Source organism: Citrobacter sp. LUTT5, from assembly GCF_009905315.1.
Lineage (GTDB): Bacteria > Pseudomonadota > Gammaproteobacteria > Enterobacterales > Enterobacteriaceae > Citrobacter > Citrobacter freundii.
Genome location: NZ_CP047606.1, coordinates 1,029,925 through 1,054,026 on the forward strand (window position 1 = coordinate 1,029,925; position 24,102 = coordinate 1,054,026).

At 51.3% G+C, this 24,102-nt stretch carries 27 protein-coding genes; 17 read left to right on the plus strand and 10 right to left on the minus strand.

The genetic code is table 11. The annotated features are described in order from the left end of the window. Positions 1–8 precede the first annotated feature (8 nt). The 11 genes from cysN (at position 9) to rpoS (ending at position 8,918) form a co-directional block, all read left to right on the plus strand. Positions 9–1,436 (plus strand): sulfate adenylyltransferase subunit CysN, encoded by a 1,428-nt coding sequence (gene cysN / locus GUC46_RS04850; protein ID WP_049002595.1) that lies wholly within the window; start codon positions 9–11, stop codon positions 1,434–1,436. After that, a complete protein-coding gene (gene cysC / locus GUC46_RS04855) occupies positions 1,436–2,041 on the plus strand; it encodes an adenylyl-sulfate kinase (RefSeq protein ID WP_003034157.1) in 606 nt (201 codons plus the stop codon). Before cysN ends, cysC begins: the two co-directional genes overlap by 1 nt. 47 nt (positions 2,042–2,088) lie before the next feature. Beyond that, on the plus strand, positions 2,089–2,412 hold the full coding sequence (locus tag GUC46_RS04860; RefSeq protein WP_054528734.1) for a DUF3561 family protein: 324 nt from the start codon (positions 2,089–2,091) through the stop codon (positions 2,410–2,412). A 215-nt stretch (positions 2,413–2,627) separates the two neighbouring features. Beyond that, positions 2,628–2,939, plus strand: coding sequence for a cell division protein FtsB (gene ftsB, locus GUC46_RS04865; RefSeq protein ID WP_003034163.1), 312 nt, complete (start codon positions 2,628–2,630; stop codon positions 2,937–2,939). Positions 2,940–2,957: 18 nt separating this feature from the next. Beyond that, positions 2,958–3,653, plus strand: a complete 696-nt coding sequence (ispD, locus tag GUC46_RS04870; RefSeq protein WP_003840328.1) for a 2-C-methyl-D-erythritol 4-phosphate cytidylyltransferase — start codon at positions 2,958–2,960, stop codon at positions 3,651–3,653. Positions 3,654–3,708: 55 nt separating this feature from the next. Continuing rightward, entirely contained in the window at positions 3,709–4,188 is a 480-nt protein-coding gene (gene ispF, locus GUC46_RS04875) for a 2-C-methyl-D-erythritol 2,4-cyclodiphosphate synthase (protein ID WP_003034167.1), read from the plus strand. Beyond that, complete coding sequence (gene truD / locus GUC46_RS04880) at positions 4,185–5,234, plus strand: tRNA pseudouridine(13) synthase TruD (RefSeq protein WP_057102023.1); 1,050 nt, start codon at positions 4,185–4,187, stop codon at positions 5,232–5,234. Before ispF ends, truD begins: the two co-directional genes overlap by 4 nt. Then, positions 5,215–5,976 (plus strand): 5'/3'-nucleotidase SurE, encoded by a 762-nt coding sequence (gene surE / locus GUC46_RS04885; RefSeq protein ID WP_003825728.1) that lies wholly within the window; start codon positions 5,215–5,217, stop codon positions 5,974–5,976. Before truD ends, surE begins: the two co-directional genes overlap by 20 nt. Further along, positions 5,970–6,596 (plus strand): protein-L-isoaspartate(D-aspartate) O-methyltransferase, encoded by a 627-nt coding sequence (locus GUC46_RS04890; RefSeq protein WP_003034172.1) that lies wholly within the window; start codon positions 5,970–5,972, stop codon positions 6,594–6,596. Before surE ends, GUC46_RS04890 begins: the two co-directional genes overlap by 7 nt. Positions 6,597–6,780: 184 nt before the next feature. Then, positions 6,781–7,863: a murein hydrolase activator NlpD gene (gene nlpD, locus GUC46_RS04895; protein WP_223232897.1), complete on the plus strand. Its 1,083-nt coding sequence runs from the start codon at positions 6,781–6,783 to the stop codon at positions 7,861–7,863. A gap of 62 nt (positions 7,864–7,925) precedes the next feature. Next, positions 7,926–8,918 carry an RNA polymerase sigma factor RpoS gene (rpoS, locus tag GUC46_RS04900; RefSeq protein WP_000081498.1) on the plus strand — a complete coding sequence of 331 codons (993 nt, stop codon included), beginning with the start codon at positions 7,926–7,928 and terminating at the stop codon, positions 8,916–8,918. 142 nt (positions 8,919–9,060) lie between these two features. Here rpoS and GUC46_RS04905 read toward each other — a convergent pair whose 3' ends face one another. Further along, positions 9,061–9,465, minus strand: coding sequence for a MarR family winged helix-turn-helix transcriptional regulator (locus tag GUC46_RS04905; RefSeq protein ID WP_003840322.1), 405 nt, complete (start codon positions 9,463–9,465; stop codon positions 9,061–9,063). Between the two features lie 158 nt (positions 9,466–9,623). Between GUC46_RS04905 and GUC46_RS04910 the strand changes: the two genes are divergently transcribed. The 4 genes from GUC46_RS04910 (at position 9,624) to GUC46_RS04925 (ending at position 12,284) form a co-directional block, all read left to right on the plus strand. Continuing rightward, complete coding sequence (locus GUC46_RS04910; protein ID WP_003034196.1) at positions 9,624–10,217, plus strand: non-oxidative hydroxyarylic acid decarboxylases subunit B; 594 nt, start codon at positions 9,624–9,626, stop codon at positions 10,215–10,217. Further along, positions 10,217–11,644 (plus strand): non-oxidative hydroxyarylic acid decarboxylases subunit C, encoded by a 1,428-nt coding sequence (locus GUC46_RS04915; protein WP_003846554.1) that lies wholly within the window; start codon positions 10,217–10,219, stop codon positions 11,642–11,644. The genes GUC46_RS04910 and GUC46_RS04915 overlap by 1 nt, the downstream gene beginning before the upstream one ends. Positions 11,645–11,654: 10 nt before the next feature. Beyond that, entirely contained in the window at positions 11,655–11,891 is a 237-nt protein-coding gene (locus GUC46_RS04920) for a non-oxidative hydroxyarylic acid decarboxylases subunit D (protein ID WP_003840317.1), read from the plus strand. 240 nt (positions 11,892–12,131) lie between these two features. Continuing rightward, positions 12,132–12,284 carry a Hok/Gef family protein gene (locus GUC46_RS04925; RefSeq protein WP_003846557.1) on the plus strand — a complete coding sequence of 51 codons (153 nt, stop codon included), beginning with the start codon at positions 12,132–12,134 and terminating at the stop codon, positions 12,282–12,284. 109 nt (positions 12,285–12,393) lie between these two features. Here the strand turns inward: GUC46_RS04925 and mutS are convergent, their stop codons facing one another. The 3 genes from mutS to GUC46_RS04940 all read right to left on the minus strand — a co-directional run bounded on the left by mutS (position 12,394) and on the right by GUC46_RS04940 (position 16,474). After that, positions 12,394–14,961: a DNA mismatch repair protein MutS gene (gene mutS, locus GUC46_RS04930; protein ID WP_054528732.1), complete on the minus strand. Its 2,568-nt coding sequence runs from the start codon at positions 14,959–14,961 to the stop codon at positions 12,394–12,396. A gap of 206 nt (positions 14,962–15,167) precedes the next feature. After that, positions 15,168–15,680: a hypothetical protein gene (locus GUC46_RS04935; protein WP_003846560.1), complete on the minus strand. Its 513-nt coding sequence runs from the start codon at positions 15,678–15,680 to the stop codon at positions 15,168–15,170. Continuing rightward, positions 15,680–16,474 (minus strand): winged helix-turn-helix domain-containing protein, encoded by a 795-nt coding sequence (locus tag GUC46_RS04940; protein ID WP_160179864.1) that lies wholly within the window; start codon positions 16,472–16,474, stop codon positions 15,680–15,682. Before GUC46_RS04940 ends, GUC46_RS04935 begins: the two co-directional genes overlap by 1 nt. 454 nt (positions 16,475–16,928) lie before the next feature. Here GUC46_RS04940 and GUC46_RS04945 point away from each other — a divergent pair, with 454 nt between their 5' ends. Continuing rightward, positions 16,929–17,531, plus strand: coding sequence for a helix-turn-helix domain-containing protein (locus GUC46_RS04945; protein ID WP_160179866.1), 603 nt, complete (start codon positions 16,929–16,931; stop codon positions 17,529–17,531). A 91-nt stretch (positions 17,532–17,622) separates the two neighbouring features. Then, positions 17,623–18,510, plus strand: coding sequence for an EAL domain-containing protein (locus tag GUC46_RS04950; RefSeq protein WP_226807683.1), 888 nt, complete (start codon positions 17,623–17,625; stop codon positions 18,508–18,510). Positions 18,511–18,528: 18 nt separating this feature from the next. Here the strand turns inward: GUC46_RS04950 and sitD are convergent, their stop codons facing one another. The 6 genes from sitD to GUC46_RS04980 form a co-directional block, all read right to left on the minus strand. Next, entirely contained in the window at positions 18,529–19,377 is an 849-nt protein-coding gene (gene sitD, locus GUC46_RS04955; RefSeq protein ID WP_003846568.1) for an iron/manganese ABC transporter permease subunit SitD, read from the minus strand. Next, positions 19,374–20,231, minus strand: a complete 858-nt coding sequence (gene sitC / locus GUC46_RS04960; protein ID WP_003846570.1) for an iron/manganese ABC transporter permease subunit SitC — start codon at positions 20,229–20,231, stop codon at positions 19,374–19,376. Before sitC ends, sitD begins: the two co-directional genes overlap by 4 nt. Positions 20,232–20,233: 2 nt before the next feature. Further along, positions 20,234–21,049 carry an iron/manganese ABC transporter ATP-binding protein SitB gene (sitB, locus tag GUC46_RS04965; protein ID WP_139935741.1) on the minus strand — a complete coding sequence of 272 codons (816 nt, stop codon included), beginning with the start codon at positions 21,047–21,049 and terminating at the stop codon, positions 20,234–20,236. Then, positions 21,046–21,963, minus strand: a complete 918-nt coding sequence (locus tag GUC46_RS04970; RefSeq protein ID WP_138827886.1) for a metal ABC transporter substrate-binding protein — start codon at positions 21,961–21,963, stop codon at positions 21,046–21,048. The genes sitB and GUC46_RS04970 overlap by 4 nt, the downstream gene beginning before the upstream one ends. A 180-nt stretch (positions 21,964–22,143) precedes the next feature. Continuing rightward, the gene (locus GUC46_RS04975) at positions 22,144–22,917 is read right to left on the minus strand and encodes a DUF4886 domain-containing protein (RefSeq protein WP_160179868.1); all 774 of its coding nucleotides are present in this window, start codon (positions 22,915–22,917) and stop codon (positions 22,144–22,146) included. Between the two features lie 10 nt (positions 22,918–22,927). Next, the gene (locus GUC46_RS04980; protein WP_016150891.1) at positions 22,928–23,968 is read right to left on the minus strand and encodes a porin; all 1,041 of its coding nucleotides are present in this window, start codon (positions 23,966–23,968) and stop codon (positions 22,928–22,930) included. Positions 23,969–24,102: the final 134 nt, after the last annotated feature.

Consider the following 24,102-nt stretch of genomic DNA (forward strand, 5'->3'; position numbering starts at 1 on the left):
GAGCCGCCATGAATACGACACTTGCACAACAAATTGCTAATGAAGGCGGCGTTGAAGCCTGGATGGTTGCCCAGCAACACAAAAGTCTGCTGCGCTTTTTAACCTGCGGTAGCGTGGATGACGGGAAAAGCACCCTGATTGGTCGCCTGCTGCACGACACGCGTCAGATTTATGAAGACCAGCTTTCATCGCTGCACAATGACAGTAAACGTCACGGCACTCAGGGCGAAAAGCTGGATCTGGCGTTATTGGTTGACGGCTTACAGGCCGAGCGCGAGCAGGGCATCACCATCGACGTGGCTTACCGTTATTTCTCTACCGAGAAGCGCAAATTTATTATTGCGGACACTCCCGGGCATGAACAGTACACCCGTAACATGGCGACCGGTGCGTCGACCTGCGACCTGGCGATCCTATTGATCGATGCGCGTAAAGGTGTGCTGGATCAGACTCGTCGTCACAGCTTTATCTCCACGCTGCTTGGGATCAAACACCTGGTGGTGGCGATCAACAAAATGGATCTGGTGGACTTTAGCGAAGAGACATTTAATCGCATTCGCGAAGACTATCTTACTTTTGCTGAACAACTTCCGGGCAACCTGGATATCCGGTTTGTGCCGCTCTCTGCGCTGGAAGGCGATAACGTGGCTTCGCAAAGCGCCAGTATGCCGTGGTACAGCGGTCCGACGCTGCTGGAAGTGCTGGAAACCGTTGAGATCCAGCGCAGTATTGATACTCAGCCGATGCGCTTCCCGGTGCAGTATGTGAACCGACCGAATCTGGATTTTCGTGGTTATGCCGGAACGCTGGCCTCCGGTAGCGTGAAGGTCGGGCAGCGCGTCAAAGTGCTGCCGTCCGGCGTTGAGTCCAGCGTAGCGCGGATCGTGACCTTTGATGGCGATTTACAGGAAGCGCATGCAGGTGAAGCGATCACCCTGGTGCTGAAAGATGAGATCGATATCAGCCGGGGCGACCTGTTACTTGATGCCGGTGAGGCGTTGCCGGCGGTTCAAAGCGCTGCCATTGATGTGGTTTGGATGGCGGAACAACCGCTGTCGCCTGGACAAAGCTACGACATCAAAGTCGCAGGCAAGAAGACCCGCGCACGCGTTGATAGCGTGCAATATCAGGTCGATATAAACAACCTGACCCAACGTGACGTTGAAGCGCTACCGCTAAACGGCATCGGTCTGGTTAATCTGACCTTTGATGAGCCGCTGGTGCTGGATACCTATCAGCAGAACCCGGTGACGGGCGGGCTGATAATTATTGACCGCCTGACCAACGTTACCGTTGGCGCGGGACTGGTGCGTGAGCCACTTGTTCAGGAGCACGCCACCGCTTCTCAGTTCAGCGCGTTTGAGCTGGAGCTTAATGCACTGGTGCGTCGCCACTTCCCACACTGGGGTGCGCGCGATCTGCTGGGAGGAAAATAATGGCGCTGCATGACGAAAACGTCGTCTGGCATGCCCATCCTGTTACACCGCAACAGCGGGAACAACGCCACGGTCATCGTGGTGTTGTACTGTGGTTTACCGGGTTGTCTGGTTCCGGTAAATCCACGGTAGCAGGGGCGCTTGAAGAAGCGTTGCATAAGCTGGGGGTGAGTACTTATCTCTTGGATGGCGATAACGTGCGTCACGGCTTGTGCAGCGATCTTGGATTTAGTGATGCTGATCGTAAGGAGAATATTCGCCGGGTTGGTGAAGTGGCTAACCTGATGGTGGATGCGGGGCTTGTGGTGTTGACCGCCTTTATCTCACCGCATCGCGCTGAGCGCAAAATGGTTCGTGAGCGAGTTGGCGAAGGGCGTTTTATTGAAGTTTTTGTCGATACGCCATTAGCAACGTGTGAAGCACGCGATCCAAAAGGGCTGTATAAAAAAGCGCGGGCGGGTGAGTTACGCAATTTCACCGGAATTGATTCGGTATACGAAGCGCCTGAATCGCCAGAGATTCATCTTGATGGTGAACAATTGGTAACAAATTTGGTACCCCAATTATTAGACCTGCTGAGGCAGGAAGATATTATCAGATCCTGAGACACCCGAGCTCACATGCCCGGTCAGTCACGGTCACAGGATTAGATATGCGTAACAGCCATAACATTACTATTACAGATTCAGATACCTTCGCCGCCGACGACGAAACCACCTGGTCACTACCGGGGGCCGTGGTCGGTTTTATCGCGTGGTTGCTGGCGCTGGGATTCCCGTGTCTGATGTATGGCCCTAATACACTGTTTTTCTTCATTTATACCTGGCCCTTTTTCCTCGCATTGCTGCCCGTGGCGATTGTCGCGGGTATTGCCTTGCACTCGCTATTGAAGGGGAGGTTGCTGCTGAGCATTACCTGTACCCTGCTGGTGGTTGGGGCGATGTTTGGCGCACTATTTTTATGGTTATTGGGTTAGGCAAACGCCTTTTTTTAACAATCGCCGACGTTGTTCACTCTCTGGTCATAATTCAAACCGTAACCAACAATGAGATTATGTTCTCCTTACACGGGGTATACGTAACAACGGGCAAATGTGGTACATTTGCCCGCGTTGTCGCGGCATTCCCGACCGTTGATGTAAAGTTGTCTGCGGAAGTTATGGGATATTAATGCCGTTTTTCAGGGGGCAGGATGGGTAAACTAACGCTGCTGTTGCTGGCTTTATTAGTCTGGCTGCAGTATTCGCTGTGGTTCGGTAAGAACGGCATACATGACTATAGTCGCGTCAACGATGATGTTGCTGCGCAGCAAGCTACAAACGCGAAACTTAAAGCGCGTAACGATCAGCTCTTTGCCGAAATTGACGATCTCAATGGCGGACAAGAGGCTATTGAGGAGCGTGCGCGCAACGAACTCAGTATGACTAAGCCGGGCGAAACCTTTTATCGTCTGGTGCCTGACGCGTCTAAACGCGCTCAGACTGCAGGGCAAAACAATCGATAAACCGTCCAGGGATTTAACATGGCAGCCACTTTATTGGACGTTTGCGCCGTGGTGCCGGCTGCCGGGTTTGGCCGCCGAATGCAAACAGAGTGTCCTAAGCAGTACCTCTCTATTGGCAATAAAACCATTCTTGAACACTCGGTTGATGCGTTGCTGGCTCATCCCCGGGTGACGCGAGTCGTCATCGCTATCAGCCCAGGCGACAGTCGCTTTGCCCAACTTCCACTTGCTGCGCACCCGCAAATTACGGTGGTGGATGGCGGCAACGAGCGTGCCGATTCTGTCCTTGCCGGTTTGCAAGCCGCAGGGGAGGCCCGTTGGGTGCTGGTGCATGACGCCGCGCGTCCGTGCCTGCACCAGGATGATTTGGCCCGTTTGCTGGCAATCAGCGAGTCCAGCCGTACCGGCGGGATCCTTGCCGCACCGGTACGCGACACAATGAAACGCGCGGAGCCGGGGCGAACAGACATCGCCCATACGGTCGATCGCACCGATTTATGGCATGCGTTGACGCCGCAGTTTTTCCCGCGCGAGTTATTGCACGATTGCCTGACACGTGCACTCAACGAAGGTGCAACTATTACAGACGAAGCTTCGGCGCTGGAATATTGCGGCTTTCATCCGCAGCTGGTCGAAGGACGTGCTGACAACATCAAAGTCACCCGCCCGGAAGATCTGGCGCTGGCGGAATTTTATCTGACCCGAACTATCTAGATACATCATCCTTCAGGCTGCCTGGAGGACGCTGTGTATATCAGGAGAAGGCATAATGCGAATTGGACACGGTTTCGACGTACACGCTTTTGGAGGAGTTGGCCCAATTATCATTGGTGGTGTGCGCATCCCGTATGAAAAAGGATTGCTGGCGCATTCTGATGGTGACGTGGCGTTGCACGCGTTAACCGATGCTCTGCTGGGCGCGGCTGCGCTGGGGGATATCGGTAAGCTATTCCCGGACACCGACCCGGCCTTTAAAGGTGCAGATAGTCGTGAATTATTGCGTGAAGCCTGGCGGCGTATTCAAGCCAAAGGCTATACGCTTGGTAATGTGGATGTGACAATTATTGCTCAGGCGCCGAAGATGCTGCCGCACATTCCACAAATGCGTGTGTTTATTGCCGAAGACCTCGGCTGCCATATGGATGATGTTAACGTGAAAGCGACCACCACGGAAAAACTCGGTTTTACCGGGCGTGGGGAAGGGATTGCCTGTGAAGCGGTGGCGTTACTCATTAAGGCAACGAAATGACTGCGTTTGAAGATCTGACGTATCTCCATGGCAAACCACAAGGCCATGGCGTTCTGAAAGCGAATCCGGAAGACTTTGTCGTCGTCGAAGATTTAGGCTTCGAACCCGATGGCGAAGGCGAGCACATTTTGGTGCGTATCCTGAAAAACGGTTGTAACACCCGTTTTGTGGCTGACGCGCTGGCGAAATTCCTGAAAATTCATGCCCGCGAAGTGAGCTTTGCTGGCCAGAAAGACAAGCATGCGGTCACGGAACAGTGGCTGTGTGCGCGTGTGCCGGGCAATGCGATGCCTGATTTAAGCAAATTTGAGCTTGAAGGCTGTAAAGTGCTGGAGTACGCGCGCCACAAGCGTAAGCTGCGTTTAGGGGCGCTGAAAGGCAACGAATTTACGCTGGTGTTGCGTGAAGTGAGCGAGCGAAATGATGTTGAAGCGCGTTTGCAGGCAATTAACGAGCGCGGCGTACCGAACTATTTTGGCGCTCAGCGTTTTGGTATCGGCGGCAGCAACCTGCAAGGGGCGCTGCGCTGGGCGCAAAGCGATGCGCCGGTGCGCGATCGCAATAAACGCAGTTTTTGGTTGTCGGCGGCCCGTAGCGCGTTGTTTAATCAGATAGTCAGTGAACGCCTGAAAAAAACAGACTTTAATCAAGTTGTTGACGGCGATGCGCTACAATTATCGGGGCGCGGAAGCTGGTTTGTCGCCACACAGGAAGAACAAACTGAATTACAGCGTCGCGTCGATGAGAAAGAGTTGATGATTACAGCGGCATTGCCGGGCAGCGGTGAGTGGGGAACTCAACGCGACGCGCTGGCGTTTGAAGAAGCCGCTGTTGCTGATGAAACCGCGCTGCAGTTTCTGTTATTGCGCGAGAAAGTCGACGCATCGCGTCGCGCTATGTTGCTGTATCCACAACAATTAAGCTGGAACTGGTGGGATGACGTAACCGTTGAGTTACGTTTCTGGCTACCGGCAGGTAGCTTCGCCACCAGTGTTGTAAGGGAACTTATTAACACAATGGGTGATTATGCGTATATTGCTGAGTAACGATGATGGGGTTCACGCACCCGGTATACAAACGCTGGCGAAAGCGCTGCGTGAGTTTGCTGACGTACAGGTGGTTGCCCCGGATCGTAACCGCAGTGGCGCGTCCAACTCGCTGACGCTGGAATCCTCACTTCGCACGTTCACCTATGATAACGGTGATATCGCCGTACAAATGGGTACACCTACCGATTGCGTCTATCTGGGCGTTAACGCATTAATGCGTCCGCGTCCGGACATTGTCGTGTCTGGTATTAACGCAGGTCCTAATCTCGGCGATGATGTTATCTATTCCGGTACCGTTGCGGCGGCGATGGAAGGTCGTCACCTGGGCTTCCCTGCGCTGGCTGTCTCACTTGATGGGCATAAACACTACGATACTGCTGCCGCAGTAACCTGCCGTATCTTACGGGCGCTGAGTCGTGAACCGCTGCGCACCGGGCGCATTTTGAATATCAACGTGCCGGATTTACCGCTGGATCAGATTAAAGGTATCCGCGTCACCCGCTGCGGTAGTCGCCATCCTGCAGATCAGGTGATACCACAGCAGGACCCGCGCGGTAATACGCTGTACTGGATCGGGCCACCGGGCGAAAAGTGCGACGCCGGACCGGATACTGATTTTGCCGCCGTCGATGAAGGCTATGTTTCCATCACGCCGCTGCATGTCGATTTAACCGCATACGGCGCGCATGAAGTTGTTTCTGACTGGTTAGACAGCGTGGGAGCCGACACGCAATGGTAAGCAGACGCGTACACACTCTTCTTGAACAATTACGTGCGCAGGGCATCAGAGATGAGCTTGTTCTCGATGCACTTGCCGCCGTGCCGCGTGAAAAATTCATTGATGAGGCGTTTGAACATAAGGCCTGGGACAATATTGCCCTGCCGATTGGTCAGGGGCAGACGATTTCGCAGCCCTATATGGTTGCACGGATGACCGAGCTGCTGGAGTTAACGCCACAGTCCCGGGTGCTGGAAATTGGTACCGGCTCTGGCTACCAAACGGCGATTCTGGCGCACCTGGTGCACCATGTGTGCTCTGTTGAGCGCATTAAAGGTTTGCAGTGGCAGGCGCGTCGTCGACTTAAACAGCTTGATTTACATAATGTTTCTACCCGTCATGGTGATGGATGGCAAGGCTGGCAAGCGCGAGCCCCTTTTGACGCTATCATTGTTACGGCAGCGCCGCCTGAGATCCCAACCGCATTGATGATGCAGTTGGATGAAGGCGGCATTCTCGTCTTACCCGTGGGTGACGAGCACCAGTTTCTGAAACGGGTGCGTCGTCGGGGAGGCGAATTTATTATCGATACCGTGGAGGCCGTACGCTTCGTTCCCTTAGTAAAAGGGGAGCTTGCGTAGATACAGGCTCTGAATACCTGGAGTTTTCCTGGATATTCTGGAATTAGTAAGCGTATCGTGGTCACGTTTCCAGTGCCCAGTCCGATGCCTTGCACGGTGATTACGTCACTGGTTTTAACCAAATTTTCCTGGGGGATAAATGAGCGCGGGAAGCCACAAATTTACCGTTCGCCGCATTGCGGCATTGTCACTGGTTTCATTATGGCTGGCGGGTTGTTCAAATACCTCGAATCCACCTGCACCGGTCAGTTCCGTTGATGGCGGTGCATCAACGAACACCAATTCCGGTATGCTGATTACGCCTCCACCAAAAATGGGCTCGACGTCGACAGTACAGCAAACGCCGCAGATCCAGCCGGTGCAGCGTCCGACCACACAGTCAACACAGATCCAGCCTGTTGCGGAACAACCTGTGCAGATGGAAAACGGTCGTATTGTGTACAACCGTAAGTATGGGAACATTCCGAAAGGTAGCTATACGGGCGGCAGTACCTATACTGTTAAGAAAGGCGACACCCTTTTCTATATTGCCTGGATTACCGGGAACGATTTCCGTGATCTCGCACAACGCAATAACGTTCCGGCCCCGTATGGCCTGAATGTCGGTCAAACTCTGCAAGTGGGCAATGCGTCTGGCGCACCGATTACCGGTGGAAATGCCATCACCCAGGCGGATGCAGCACAGCAAGGAGTTGTGACCAACCCTGCACAAAATTCCACCGTTGCTGTTGCTTCGAAACCAACAATTACGTATTCTGAGGATTCAGGTGAACAAAGTGCTAATAAAATGTTGCCGAACAACAAGCCTGCTGGGACTGTGGTCACAGCGCCTGTAACGGCTCCGGCAGTTAGCGCAACCGAATCAACTGCAAGCTCAACGTCAACCAGCTCGCCAATCTCTACCTGGCGCTGGCCGACCGACGGCAAAGTGATCGAAAACTTTGCGGCTACCGAAGGTGGCAATAAAGGGATCGACATTGCAGGCAGCAAGGGACAGGCTATTGTCGCGACCGCAGATGGACGCGTCGTCTATGCCGGTAACGCGCTGCGTGGTTACGGTAATCTTATTATCATCAAACATAACGATGATTACCTGAGTGCCTACGCCCATAACGATACAATGCTGGTCCGGGAACAACAAGAAATCAAGGCGGGGCAGAAAATAGCTACCATGGGTAGTACCGGAACCAGTTCAACACGCTTGCATTTTGAAATTCGTTACAAGGGGAAATCCGTAAACCCGCTGCGTTATTTACCGCAGCGATAATTCGGCGGAACCAGGCTTTCACGTGCTAGTTCCGTTAGGGATCACGGGTAGGAGCCACCTTTATGAGTCAGAATACGCTGAAAGTTCATGATTTAAATGAAGATGCGGAATTTGATGAGAACGGAGTAGAGGCTTTTGATGAAAAAGCCTTGAGTGAAGAGGAACCCAGTGATAACGACCTGGCTGAAGAAGAGCTGTTATCGCAGGGGGCCACACAGCGTGTGTTGGACGCGACTCAGCTTTACCTTGGTGAGATTGGTTATTCACCACTGTTAACAGCCGAAGAAGAAGTTTATTTTGCGCGTCGCGCACTGCGTGGGGATGTCGCATCCCGCCGTCGCATGATTGAAAGTAACTTGCGTCTGGTGGTGAAAATTGCTCGTCGTTATGGCAATCGTGGTCTGGCATTGCTGGACCTGATTGAAGAGGGCAATCTGGGACTGATCCGTGCAGTCGAGAAGTTTGACCCAGAACGCGGGTTCCGCTTCTCAACATACGCAACCTGGTGGATCCGCCAGACGATCGAACGGGCGATTATGAACCAAACCCGTACGATCCGACTGCCAATTCACATTGTAAAAGAGCTGAACGTCTATCTGCGTACCGCGCGTGAGTTGTCGCATAAACTGGACCACGAACCGAGCGCAGAAGAGATTGCTGAACAACTGGACAAACCGGTTGATGACGTCAGCCGTATGCTCCGACTCAACGAGCGTATTACCTCGGTAGACACCCCGCTGGGTGGCGATTCCGAAAAAGCGTTGCTGGATATTCTGGCCGATGAAAAGGAAAACGGCCCGGAAGACACCACGCAAGACGATGATATGAAACAGAGCATCGTCAAATGGCTGTTCGAACTGAACGCCAAACAGCGTGAGGTACTGGCACGTCGCTTTGGTCTGCTGGGGTATGAAGCTGCGACACTGGAAGATGTAGGCCGCGAAATTGGCCTCACCCGTGAACGTGTTCGCCAGATTCAGGTTGAAGGTCTGCGTCGTCTGCGTGAAATCCTGCAGACTCAGGGACTGAATATCGAAGCGCTGTTCCGCGAGTAAGCACAAGTTCTATCAAGAAAGGCCAGTCTCATTGAGACTGGCCTTTTTCTATGTTTGTTGCCTGATGGCACTGCGTTTATCAGGCCTACGGGGAGCAGGACTTTGTAGGCCGGATAAGACATTTATGTCGCCATCCGGCAGATTAGTTCATCATCTTACGCACCAGACGTGTGAACTGCTCACGTTCTTCATCAGATAATCGCCCCAGAAACTCATCATCCACGCTATCGCCTAACGGGGTTGCGCTGGTCAGTAATGCTTCTCCTTGCGCGGTCAAATAAACAAATCGCCGACGCTTATCCGCCGGGTCGTGTTCACGTCTGACCAACTCCCGTTTTTCCATCCGGCTCAGCATTTCCGCAAGCGTTGCCTTGGTACAGACTGCGGCTTCGGTCAGGGCGACCTGCTCAATGCCGGGATGCTCGGCAATGGCGCGCATCACCGCATACTGCGGTTTGGTCAGATCCGGTAATTCATGTTGCCAGCGAGCCGTATGTTGCTGAAAAAGCTGACGTAAAAGGTGAAAGGCTGTGTTTCTTAACGGCATGAGAGCTCCGGAATATCTGTCAGTCTCTATCTTAACGGGTAACGCGTCATAGTTTAACCATTGCTGCTTTAGCAATCTGTGCGAGGTGCTCTTGTCCGGAATGCATCGAGGGAGTATTTTAATCAAAATGTTCGTACACGAACAAATTTGAGGGCGAAATGAGACTGATTGTAGGAATGACCGGGGCGACCGGCGCACCGCTTGGTGTGTCGCTATTGCTGGCGCTGCGGGAAATGCCGGGGGTAGAAACCCATCTGGTGCTGTCAAAGTGGGCCAAAACCACTATTGAACTGGAGACGCCGTACAGCGTCCGTGATGTGTCGGCGTTGGCCGATTATTGCCACAACCCGGCGGACCAGTCGGCGACCATATCCTCAGGATCGTTTCGTACTGACGGCATGATCATTATCCCCTGCAGTATGAAAACGCTGGCCGGTATTCGAGCAGGCTACGCGGAAGGACTGGTGGGGCGCGCTGCTGATGTGGTGCTTAAAGAAGGGCGCAAGCTGGTTCTGGTTCCGCGTGAAATGCCGCTCAGCACTATTCATCTGGAAAACATGCTCGCACTTTCCCGCATGGGCGTGGCGATGGTCCCGCCGATGCCCGCGTTTTACAACCACCCGCAAACGGTCGATGACATCACTCAGCATATCGTTGCGCGTGTGCTCGATCAGTTTGGTCTGGAGCATCCAAACGCCCGTCGCTGGCAGGGTTTACGGCAGGCGCAGAATTTTTCACAGGAGAATGAATAATGGCATTTGATGATTTGCGCAGCTTTTTACAAGCGCTGGACGACCAGGGACAATTGCTGAAAATCAGTGAAGAAGTCAACGCTGAGCCGGATCTGGCTGCGGCGGCTAACGCGACCGGACGTATTGGTGATGGTGCGCCTGCGCTGTGGTTTGACAATATTCGTGGTTTTACCGATGCCCGCGTGGCGATGAATACCATCGGCTCATGGCAGAATCATGCCATTTCATTAGGCCTGCCGCCCAATACGCCGGTGAAAAAACAAATTGATGAGTTTATTCGCCGTTGGGATAAATTTCCGGTTACGCCGGAGCGTCGTGCCAACCCGGCGTGGGCTGAAAACTGTGTTGATGGTGAGGAGATCAACCTGTTTGATATTCTGCCGCTGTTTCGTCTGAACGATGGTGACGGCGGTTTCTATCTTGATAAAGCCTGCGTGGTGTCGCGCGATCCGCTGGATCCGGACAACTTCGGCAAACAGAACGTCGGCATTTATCGTATGGAAGTGAAGGGCAAACGCAAGCTTGGCCTGCAGCCGGTGCCGATGCATGATATCGCGCTGCATCTGCATAAAGCTGAAGAGCGCGGTGAAGATCTGCCGATTGCCATCACGCTGGGTAACGATCCCATCATCACCCTGATGGGGGCCACGCCGCTGAAGTACGATCAGTCGGAATACGAAATGGCGGGAGCGCTGCGTGAAAGCCCGTACCCGATCGCTACCGCACCGCTTACCGGCTTTGACGTACCTTGGGGTTCGGAAGTGATCCTCGAAGGGGTCATTGAAAGCCGTAAGCGTGAAATCGAAGGGCCATTTGGCGAGTTTACCGGGCACTATTCCGGTGGACGTAATATGACGGTCGTACGTATCGATAAAGTCTCTTATCGCACCAAACCGATTTTTGAATCGCTATATCTGGGGATGCCGTGGACGGAGATTGACTACCTGATGGGGCCGGCAACCTGCGTACCGCTGTATCAACAGCTGAAAGCCGAGTTCCCGGAAGTGCAGGCGGTGAATGCCATGTACACCCACGGTTTGCTGGCGATTATCTCCACCAAAAAACGCTACGGCGGCTTTGCCCGCGCGGTGGGGCTGCGCGCAATGACGACGCCGCATGGCCTGGGGTACGTGAAAATGGTGATTATGGTTGATGAGGATGTTGACCCGTTCAACCTGCCGCAGGTGATGTGGGCGCTGTCTTCGAAGGTCAATCCGGCGGGCGATCTGGTGCAACTGCCGAATATGTCGGTGCTGGAGCTTGATCCGGGTTCCAGTCCGGCGGGGATTACCGACAAGTTAATTATTGATGCTACCACGCCGGTCGCGCCGGATAACCGTGGGCACTACAGCCAGCCGGTATGTGATTTACCGGAAACGAAAGCCTGGGCAGAAAAACTGACCGCCATGCTGGCCAACCGTAAATAAGGAGTAGCAGATGATTTGTCCACGTTGTGCCGATGAACATATTGAAGTGATGGCAAACTCGCCGGTAAAAGGTGTCTGGACGGTATATCAGTGCCAGCATTGTCTGTACACCTGGCGTAATACCGAACCGCTACGTCGTACCAGTCGCGAGCACTACCCGGAGGCGTTTCGTATGACGCAAAAAGATATGGATGACGCACCGATGGTGCCGAGTATTCCACCGCTGCTGGCGGAAGGTAAGCGCTAATACTGAAGGCCCGGGATTCCGGGTCTTTTTTGCGAGTAGACTCGTAACGTATTGATAAATTGATTTGTTACAGCGGCATCGGGAATAGAATAGCGGCGGGTGCTTGAGGCTTTCTGGGCTTTGAGCATTTGTAAGGTCCCGGAAAGACAAAAGCCCCAGGAGATAGTTCTATCAACCTGAGGCTAGCGTACAAACCTAGACCATTTGGATGTTAGTCTCTTCTTTGCAGGGAGGCAAGACATGCTGACAAAATATGCCCTTGTGGCAATTGTAGTGCTGTGTTTCACGGTGCTGGGATTCACGTTAATGGTACGAGATTCGTTGTGCGAGTTAAGTATTAAAGAACGTGGTATGGAGTTTAAAGCTGTTCTCGCTTACGAACCGAAGAAGTAGCAACAACGCGGGGGAAACCCCGCGTTTTGATGGTCCGGTTTCGTCCTCTTGCACCCATTCTCGCGTTGCCGTAGGCCCGATAAGCAAAGCGCCATCGGGCATTACAACGTTACACCAGACTTTTCAACCGGTAGATCCACTCCAGCGCCTGGCGAGGCGTTAGTGAATCCGGGTCGAGGTTTTCCAGCGCTTCAACGGCGGGCGAGGTTTCTTCAGGCACTGAAAGCAGCGACATCTGTGTTCCATCGACTTGGGTCGCAGCAACGTTTGGCGCAATGCTTTCCAGTTCGCGCAGTTTTTGCCGCGCGCGTTTAATAACCTCTTTCGGCACGCCAGCCAGGGCTGCTACTGCCAGACCATAGCTCTTGCTCGCTGCACCATCCTGTACGCTGTGCATGAAGGCGATGGTATCGCCGTGCTCTAACGCATCCAGATGCACATTCGCGACGCCCTCCATTTTTTCCGGTAACTGAGTCAGTTCGAAGTAGTGGGTGGCAAACAACGTTAATGCTTTGATTTTATTGGCCAGATTTTCCGCGCACGCCCATGCCAGCGACAGGCCGTCGTAGGTGGAGGTGCCGCGTCCAATCTCATCCATCAGTACCAGGCTGTTCTCGGTGGCGTTATGCAGAATGTTGGCGGTTTCGGTCATTTCTACCATAAAGGTAGAACGACCGGATGCCAGATCATCCGCCGCGCCCACGCGGGTAAAGATCCGATCGATCGGGCCTATTTCCACTTTCTGCGCCGGAACGTAGCTGCCGATGTAGGCCAACAGCGCAATCAACGCGGTCTGGCGCATATAGGTACTTTTACCCCCCATATTCGGACCGGTGATGATCAGCATCCGTCGCTGAGGCGAGAGGTTAAGCGGGTTGGCGATAAACGGCTCGGTTAGCACCTGTTCAACCACCGGATGACGTCCCTCAGTAATACGAATGCCGGGTTTATCGGTGAAGGTCGGGCAGGTGTAATTCAGGGTATAAGCGCGTTCTGCAAGGTTGACCAGTACGTCCAGCTCCGCCAGCGCGCTGGCGCTCTGTTGCAAATCAGCCAGATGCGGCAACAGCATGTCGAACAGCTCATCGTACAGCTGTTTTTCCAGCGCCAGTGCTTTACCTTTTGACGTCAGAACTTTGTCTTCGTACTCTTTCAGTTCCGGAATAATGTAGCGTTCTGCGTTTTTCAGCGTCTGGCGGCGCACATAGTTAATCGGCGCCAGATGGCTCTGCCCGCGACTGATCTGAATGTAGTAGCCATGAACGGCGTTAAACCCAACCTTCAGCGTATCCAGACCGGTGCGCTCGCGCTCACGGATTTCCAGTCTGTCCAGATAGTCAGTTGCGCCATCAGCCAGCGCTCGCCATTCGTCCAGTTCTTCGTTATAGCCCGGGGCGATGACGCCACCGTCGCGAACCAGCACTGGCGGAGCTTCCACAACGGCGCGTTCCAGCAGTTCACGCAGCTCTGCAAACTCACCCATTTTCTCGCGCAGCATCTGCACGGGGGCACTGTCTACACTTTCCAGTTGCGCGCGCAGTTCCGGTAATTGCTGGAAGGCATGACGCATACGGGCCAGATCGCGCGGACGCGCAGTACGCAGGGCCAAACGCGCCAGGATACGTTCCAGATCGCCGACCTGACGCAGCACGGGTTGCAATTCACTGGTGGAATCCTGTAGCGCGCCGATAGTCTGTTGACGCTCGGTAAGGACTTTGGTGTCACGGACCGGCATATGCAGCCAGCGCTTGAGCATACGGCTGCCCATCGGCGTCACGGTGCAGTCGAGTACTGAAGCCAGTGTGTTTTCAACGCCGCCCGCCAGGTTCTGGGTAATTTCCAGATTGCGGCGCGTGGCGGCATCCATAATGATGCTGTCCTGTTGACGTTCCATGGTGATGGAACGAATATGCGGCAGTGAGGTGCGCTGGGTATCTTTTACGTATTGCAGCAGACAGCCAGCAGCACATAATCCGCGCGGGGCGTTTTCCACGCCAAAACCAATCAGATCCCGCGTGCCAAACTGCAAGTTTAGCTGCTGGCGAGCAGTATCGATTTCAAATTCCCATAGTGGGCGACGACGTAATCCGCGACGCCCCTCAATCAGTGAGGTTTCAGCGAAATCTTCGGCATACAGCAGTTCAGCGGGATTGGTGCGCTGCAATTCTGCGGCCATGGTCTCGCGGTCGGCCGGTTCGCTGACGCGAAAACGCCCGGAGCTGATATCCAGCGTGGCATAGCCGTAACCTTTACTGTCTTGCCAGATAGCGGCCAGCAGGTTGTCCTGGCGTTCTTGCAACAGCGCTTCATCACTGATGGTGCCAGGCGTGACGATACGCACCACTTTGCGCTCAACCGGACCTTTGCTGGTTGCCGGATCGCCGATTTGCTCACAAATAGCGACAGATTCCCCCTGATTGACCAGCTTTGCGAGGTAGTTTTCTACCGCATGGTGAGGAATACCCGCCATCGGGATAGGCTCGCCTGCTGATGCGCCGCGTTTGGTCAGGGAGATATCAAGCAGCTGAGACGCGCGTTTCGCATCGTCATAAAACAGTTCGTAAAAGTCGCCCATGCGGTAAAACAACAGTATCTCCGGATGCTGGGCTTTCAGCTTGAGATACTGCTGCATCATTGGGGTATGGTTCGTGAAGTCCGTATCAAGTGACTCTTTCATATCGCTTTTGCTCTTTTTTTAATCTTTTGGGGTACCTGGGCAGTCTCACGTGAGCCCCTGGAAACTCACATAAACCCACAAATTTGTCATTCGAAAGCCGCCTGAAGGGCAGTAACGACGAGCGTTGGCTCGGCCTGAATGGTCTATCTTATCACCGACAACGGCTGAGATTCATCCGTAGGTTTTGCCGCCAGAACGCTTATTGATTATTCATTTTCCGGCAAAGCATAATTCTGGCAATACAGATAGGGGATCCCCTCTTTGGTAATCAGGTATGTCTCGCTGTTCAGCGCAAAAAAATCGACGTTGGATACGCTGGTGTTGGTCAGGAAAAAGTCGGGGAGGAGTTCCTGAATAAGGCTGGCGGGAGCCGTTTCGCGATTGGAAATTTGGATTTTCTGTGAAATCCAAACCGGGCTTGAGCCGTAGCTGGATTGTGTAAAAAGTACCATGCGTTGCACGGTCTGCTCATTATTTTCGGCATCTTTGATAATACCATCAATATTAACAATACCTTTACTGCCCCCGGTTTTGATATCAATAATCCCTCGGAACGAGCTTGTATTGCGTACAATTTCGATGGCAGAGCGGCAGGTAAGATCTTGTAACTCGCCATTGTTCTTACTGTACCGATAAATGACAGTAAGAATTAGCGTAGCAAAACAAAGCAGCAGGATAATACCTGTCTGGATGCGGGAGGTTCGGGGATATAAATTCATTAGCTATCATACCGTGGGTAATATACCGGCTGACAGGCGTTTTCCTGCCTGGCTTTTATCGGTGAGCGACACACCAGCGCGGACAGTTTCTTAGACTCAGGATAGGTTGTGATATAAATAAATTTATGGCTCTGACACAATCCTGGGTTTTTGTCGATAAACGCGGTATGCCGGGAAAAGTTACTGGCATCGCTATTGAAATAATACTGACAGTCTGTTGGTGTTTTACTCGCGGCGATATAGCCGGAGAAATAATCATCGCTGGCTTGCCACGGATATAATATAAGCACACAAATTATCAGGGTAAGTGCCAACATTATCGTTTCTGCTGTCGTTATCAAAGGTTGACGCGGCGTGTCAGCCAAAAGTTCCTCAATGGTGGCATCTGGCGCTAATGGCGCTAAGGATTCTTCAGCAGAAGCAGAGTTATTCTCCGGTGTATCAATGACCTGAATATCAAACTCTTCCTGAATGATCAGCCCTTTGCGGGGAATCGTTGTGATCAGCGGTTGTTGAAGCTCCAGCTGCAGCAAGCTTTTACGCAACGAGAGAATACTTTGATAAAAGGCGTTGAAACTTACCTGGCGGTGATTTTTACCCCAACCGAATTCCAGCAATTCGTTTTGAGAAACCACTTGCCCGCGATGTTGAATAAGTAATAAAAGACATAACGACGCTGAGTGTTTGAGTTTTATCCGCTGATTGGGGTGATCTACCCGCGCCAGACATTGTGCGGCTGGCGTAAATATTATTCTATTTTCAATCAGATAACTGACATTGCCAGTCTCAGACATATTGTCTCTACTCTTGATGATGCGTCAGATGGTTGGTTAGTCATGATACCACTGAGCCTATAAAGACCACCAGCATGGACCTAATCCCACAGCGAGAACTGAGAAGTGTTGCAATTTAGTATCATGATATAACAAGAATGATAACTTTTTAATGAAAATAAAATTCATTGAAATCAATTGATTGTATCTTTTTTGCCACTATAAAAAGAACAGAAAGATGAAAAAATGTCGACAAAGATGATTGCCATTAATTCTTTATGGACAGCGCCATATACTGCCTGACACCACCACGCGAAAACAGCATGAACCTTAACGCGTCAACGCACCAGGGAATGCCGGTGGTAGATGTAGATGGGAATAAATGTCAGCTTGTTTGCGAGCTGACATTTATTTTTAGTGCTGAGTAAATTTAACCATCTTTTTGACAAAGCCATAATTTGCGGTAGAGAGTCCCATGTTCCAGAAAGAAATTGAAAATGCTGTAGTGCTCGTTGGCGATGAAATGAAGAAGTCGGATAATGCCTGGCTGTCGTTACGTAAAAAACGTCAGCGTATTGATTTGAAGACCGATGGACATATCTTGTTTCTGGATAAAGGGACTGTCTCTGTTTATCGTGTGGAAAACGATTTAGTCACGGTGAGTATTTCTGCACCTGCCATTCTCGGCCTGCCACAAATGCGTACGGAAGTGGCCGGCCACTATTTACGTTGTGATACCGATTGTGAAATGTGGGCGATGAGCGTACAAAATGCCGATCTCCTGTTTACAGCCAAAAACTTATGGAAGCAGGCGTTTGATATCTTAACGCATCATCTTCAACGTTATTTCCAGCGTGAGGCGTTGCAGTCGCACCGCACTATACGTGAGCAGATTATTGAACACGTAAAATATATCTGGGCGATGGATCCTGGGGTCCGTGAGAAAACGTCCGTGTATACATTTATTCTCGCTCGAAATCATATCTCACGCAGCGCTATCCATAAAGTACTGCAGGAGTTAGTAAATGACGGAAAAATAATTATGAATCGAGGAAAACTCTCTTTGTTTATCTATTAAAGTTAACATTGATATCGTCTGAAGTGTTTACTGCACTCTACACGAAATGTCCATTTTTATCTATAAATTAGTATTTATTTATTAATTTGATATGAATATGATATTTCTTCCAATAATAACAAAAGTTATATCGCCAATGATCAACGGCAGGCCGGAAAGTCTCGAGTCTCAGCATAGCCGATGGTTTGGCAACCCTACTGCCGATACAACGGATATTCGCGCTGCACTGCTGCACGCGTTGGATCACAACACCTTTGTCCTGCTGGCCCAGCCTATCGTCAGCACTCGTGGTGAAGAGCCTTATCATGAGATATTGATCCGCATGCACAATGAGAGCGGGGAATTTATTTCCCCTGACCACTTTTTGTCGGTCGCTCGCGACACGGGGTTAGCGCCTGATATCGATCTTTGGGTTATTGAGAACACCCTGAAATACATGCGCTACCATCCGCTGAGTTGTTTTTCCATTAACCTGGCGCCAGTGACGTTATGCTGTTCAGGTTTGGTTGCAAAGATCGCGGAGTTGTTGCAGGAATATATGGTGATACCGCAACGGATTATTTTTGAGATAACCGAGGCTGATACCCTGTCAGATAAAGAGCAAACGGTAGAAGCGCTACGCTCACTACGTCAGTTGGGATGCCGGATCGCGATAGATGACTTTGGGGCTGGGTTTGCAAGCTATGAACGTCTGATGAGCATTGAAGCAGATATTTTGAAGATCGATGGGTCTTTCGTTCGTGGGATTACAAAATGTAAGATTAGTCACTATATCATCGAATCTTTCTGCCAGGTTGCGGCAATGAAAGATATGCAGGTTGTCGCCGAATTTGTTGAAAATGCTGAAATCCAGATGTGCCTGGAGCAGATGAATATCGGGTGGTTACAGGGATACCATATTGGCAAGCCAAAACCCTTGCTCACGTTAGAGCAATCTAGCCTCCTGCGGAGGCTATTTAATATCAAAATCATTAGCTGACATATTATGAATCATTATTTATACATCATGCAGGCGTTGCCGTTCTAAACGGCGATCGCGCAGGGTGGAATAAATAAAGGTCATCACAAACAGCAGTGAAAATAGTACGACGATGGTGGGGGCCGGTGCACTGTCGATGAAAAAAGACAGGTACACGCCCATAAACGAGGTAACGACCGACATAATCACCGCCAGCCACAAGGCGTGGGAAAATTTCCGCGTCATTAAAATCGCAATGGCGCCAGGCGCAATCAGTAAGGAGATCGACAAAATAATCCCGACTGATTTTAGCGTGGCGACAATCGTCAGGGCGATCATGCACAGCAGGCCGTAATGTAACAGTGCAGTGTTAAGCCCACTGGCCTTTGCCTGATGCGGATCGAACGCATGCAGCAGCAGATCTTTCCACTTAAGCCCAATGATAAGCGCGATCCCCAAAGCGATCGCCATTGTTTGCATGATATCGGTCAGTGATATACCGAGCATATCGCCGAACAGAATATGATCGAGATGCACTTCCGACTGAATGGAAACATACAGCACCAGTCCCGCACCGAACATCCCGGAGAAAACAATGCCCATGATGGTGTCGCGCTTAATGCGGCTGTTATCGTCGAGGTATCCGGTTGCTATCGCGCAGAACAATCCAGCGACAAATGCGCCAATTGCCAGCGGGATGCCTGCGATATAAGCCAGAACGATCCCTGGAAAAACCGCATGGCTCATGGCATCGCCCATCAGCGCCCAGCCTTTGAGAACTAAAAATACCGACAGCAGCGCGCAGGGCACGGCGACAATGGTGGAGATAACCAGCGCATTGACCATAAAGCTAAACTGAAAGGGTTCCAGCAGCGTTGTCAAGATCATATCAGCTCCTTATTGACCTGACGGGCGCGGCGGCGATTCGCCAGCAGACCATGTTTTGGTGCGAAGACAAATGCCAGCAGGAACAGCAATGTTTGCAGAACGACGATAATTCCGCCGGTTGCGCCGTCCAGCCAGTAGCTCAGCCAGGCGCCGAAAAAGCTGGTCAGGCTGCCGATAGCTACGGCGATGGTGAGCAGGCGTGGAAAACGATCGGTCAGCAGCCAGGCCGTCGCTCCGGGCGTAACCACCAGGCAAATCACCAGAAATGCACCGACGGTTTGCAGGGCGGCTACCGTTGAAACGGAAAGCAGCGTAAAAAACAACAACTTCAACCGACCCGGGTTTAAACCGATAGAGCGCGCGTGGTTTTCATCAAAAAAGACCACCATCAGATCTTTCCACTTCAAAAACAGGATAGTCAGCGAGATAACCCCGATGATGGCCAGTTGCAGAATATCTTCCGGTGCAATCGCCAGCACGTTGCCGAGAATAATGGTCTGAATGTTCACTGACATCGGATTGAGCGACACCATAAACAGCCCGATACCGAAAAAAGACGAAAAAATCAGTCCGATAATCGCATCTTCCTTCAGGCGCGAACGCTGATTAAGAAACAGCATACTGCCCGCCGCCAGGCCGCCGGAAAGGAATGCGCCCAGTGCGAAGGGAAGCCCTAACATATAAGCGCCTGCCACGCCCGGAACAATAGAGTGCGATAGTGCATCGCCAATCAGCGACCAGCCTTTGAGCATCAAATAGCAGGAGAGAAACGCGCACAGACCGCCGACCATCGCTGAGACCCACATGGCGTTGAGCATATACTGGTAACCAAACGGCTCTGTCAGCCAGTTCATGATTATTCCCCCTCGCTTGCCGCACGTCGCGAAATAAACGGGCGTTCATCGTCGGTAATCACGTGTTGTTCGCCGCCGCTCAGCGCAACGTGACGCAGTACGCCGCTGAATGCCAGCTCGAGATTCTCGGGGGTAAAGGTGGTATCGGTTGGTCCACTTGCCAGCACCGTGCCCTTAATCATCACCGTGTAATCACAAAACTCGGTGACGGATCCCAGATTATGGGTAGAGACCAGCATGGTTCGACCCTCATCACGCAGCTCACGCAGCAGGTCGATGATCCGGGCCTCGGTTTTTACATCCACGCCGGTGAAGGGTTCATCCAGTAAAATAACCTGTCCGTCCTGTGCAATGGCGCGTGCCAGAAAGACGCGTTTTTTCTGCCCACCGGACAGTTCACCTATCTGACGATGGCGATAGTCCAGCATATCAACCCGCGCCAGTGCCGCATCCACGCAGGCGTGGTCGATTTGTTTTGGTCGACGCAGCCAGCCCATATGGCCAAAGCGTCCCATCATCACCACATCTTCCACCAGTACCGGAAACGACCAGTCCACCTCTTCTGACTGAGGGACATAGGCGATCAGATTCTGTTTGAGCGCCTTATTTACCGGCAGTTGCAGAATTGAGATTTCCCCTTGCGCCAGGCGGACAAAACCCATCAGCGCTTTAAAAAGCGTTGATTTTCCCGACCCGTTTACGCCGACCAGAGCGGCAATTGAGCCGCCCGGAACCTGAAAAGTGGCATCCCGCAATGCGGTATGACCGTTGCGATACGTCACCGTAACCTGATTCACGGTAATCGCAGATTGACTCATTTTTGGCTCCTTAACCCGTCGTTGATGCCGCTGACGATGGTTTCTGTCGTTACGCGCAGTAAATCCAGATACGTCGGTACCGGACCGTCGGCAGCACTGAGTGAATCGACATACAGCACACCGCCATAATGTGCGCCAGACTCGCGGGCGACTTGACGTGCAGGCTTGTCGGAAACGGTACTTTCGCTAAATACAGTGGGGATTTGATGCTCTTTGATCGCGTCGATCACTTTGCGTACCTGTTTGGGCGTGCCTTGCTGATCGGCATTGATCGGCCACAGATACAGCTCTTTCAGGCCGTTATCACGTGCCAGGTAGGAGAATGCGCCTTCGCTGGTGACCAGCCAGCGTTTATCGGCGGGGAGTTTTACCAGTTCAGCATGCAGCGGCGCCAGGGTCTGCTGGATTTTCGCTTTATAATTCTCCGCATTTTTCTGGTAAGTGGCGGCATTGTCTGGATCGTATTTCATCAGCGCATCGCGAATGTTATCCACGTAGATGAGTGCGTTCTCCGCTGACATCCAGGCATGCGGGTTCGGTTTGCCGTTGTACGGCCCTTCGCTGATACCCATTGGCTGGACGCCGTTTGAGACCATCACTTCTGGTACGCCGGACAAATTTTGGTAGAAGCGGGCAAACCATAGTTCGAGGTTAAGACCGTTGGAGAGAATAAGCTGTGCGCCTTGCGCTCGTTTAATATCACCTGGGGTTGGTTGATATTCGTGAATTTCAGCCCCCGGTTTGGTGATAGAACTAACGTCCGCCGCGTCACCTGCTACATTGCTCGCCATATCGGCAATCACCGTAAAGGTGGTTACTACCTTAAATTTTTCTTTCGCCCAGGCGGGCGACAGCGTCAGCGCTGTTAACGCACTGGCAAGGAGAAATGACTTGAGATGGGGCAGATGCGGCATAGTATCCCTCACAACAAAATGGTTAATTTATCATCAAATATAGCCTTTGCTATGTTATATAGCACATGGCATAAATAAATGAAAATAATTCTTATTTGCGTAGGGCGCTAAGGAATGGATGAGGATAATGCGTTTACGCCGACACGATTGTCGGCGTGTGGGGGAAGACTAACCCGATGATTATGGCTTCTGGAACTCAGTGACGGTTTCCCAGGCCACTTGCTGCAAGGCTTTGGCGTCGCCAGGGCTCATGCCTGTATCAATAGGAAGCGCACCGCCGACCGGAGACTGGTTATACAGAGTAGCGAAAAATACACAGGCGGCGAGATACGTTCCAGAAATCGAAGGGTGTACACCATCTTGATAATACAGGTTAATTTCTGGGTGCGTTTTACGTGCTTTCTCGAAAGCCAGGCCTACCGGAGCCACATATCCCCCTGTTTTTTGCGCAATCGAGAGATAAGCATCTGCCAGTTTTTGGCTATCTTCGGGTTTGTCTTTTTTCGGCCAGGTCATGAAATAGACGACTTTTGCACCGGCTTTATGCGCCATTTCGGCCATTTGGGTTGCAGAGTCCACGAAGTTTTGCCGGGTACTTTCTTTCTTTGAAATCGTTTCTGTTGAGTTTCCCTGCAGGACGACGACATCCCATTTCTGTAGCGTGTTCTGATAGCGCATATTCTCAATTTGCCAGCCTAAATGACCGCTGGAAATCGTGATCCCCCGATATTTATAGCCTTTGGCGTGATCAGGCAGTAAGGACTGCGTCAAATCCCGCAGGCGGGTATTAATATTATTGTTATAGAAAGTGAAAGAGTTACCATAAAGCGCGACAATTTTATTCTCACCATCCATTTTCGCATGTGCGGAAGGCGCTAATAACGTATCCGCGTGAACACAGATACTACTTAATGCGAAAGTCGTCGCTGCGGCAAGTAATGTTATTTTTTTCATTTTTTATCTCTTAGAAATCATAACGGAGCCCAACGATAAGCGCATCATCATTGGTCTTTTTGTTCTTACTTGCGAACTCTTTATCGTAAGTAAATGATAACCACGTGTCTTTAGCCAATGTTAATTGCGCTTCAGCACGCCAGTCTTCTTTTTCAGCAATATCTTTACCATCTTCATTTAAAAAGCTATATCCGGTAAGAACCTTGACGGTGCCAAAGTTGTAGGAAATGAGCGAATCCATCCCTTTGTAATTATTATCGCTTTTGTTATCGCGAGAGATAGACGTACGTAATGCGGTTACTGCGACTTCATAGGCTTTATAACTGAGTTGTAATCCTCCCATGATTTGATCGTTTTGATTACGTCCATCGGTGGTCACTACGCCGTCCTGTCGTTTATAACGGCTGGCCGCTATCGCAGGTGTAATCCTAAAGTCGCCAAATTTGAAAGACTTGCGATAGCTGGCCATCGCGCCGTAATCCAGAGCTTCGTTATCACTGTTGCCGTTACCGGAGACCCATGCCAGCTGAATCTCATTGCCGGCAAATTTAGCGTTCCACTGAACGGTGCCGTCCTGTCGGTTGAACTGGTACGAATCATCAATGGTTGTAATGCCATAGCTGTAGATATTAGGGGTGAAATTTTTGTATTTATCGGTCATTTTCATTACCTGATACAACGGGTTTTTGGTTCTCCCGGTGATCAGTTCACCCCATGTTTTATTTGACAGGCCGACATATGAATATCGGGCCTCCATATCGCTTTCACCGGTATTGTTATCATTTTTTTCGGTACGCACCTGCCATTCCAGGCGCCCCACGATTTTGGTCTCTGGCAGAATATCCAAATCTCGCGTGAGATAAATACCTATACGTCCACCCAAATCGCTTCGGCTTTCACTGCCAGCAAATGAATTCTGACCACTCGCGATTTTACCCTCAACGCGGCCATAGATGTCCAGCGTATTTCCATCTTTATTATACACATTTAAGGCGAACGCCGAGGAACTCATACCCATTAGTAATATTAGTGAATAATTCTTTAGCTTCATATCATCCCTCAAACCAGCATTGATTTCCTGACCATAAATAAAGTTTACAGCGGGATAATTGTTCGTGAAAAAGGAATGGTAGTGATATGGGAATCATTTTTTCTCGTGATAAAATGTGATTATTCACGCATAAA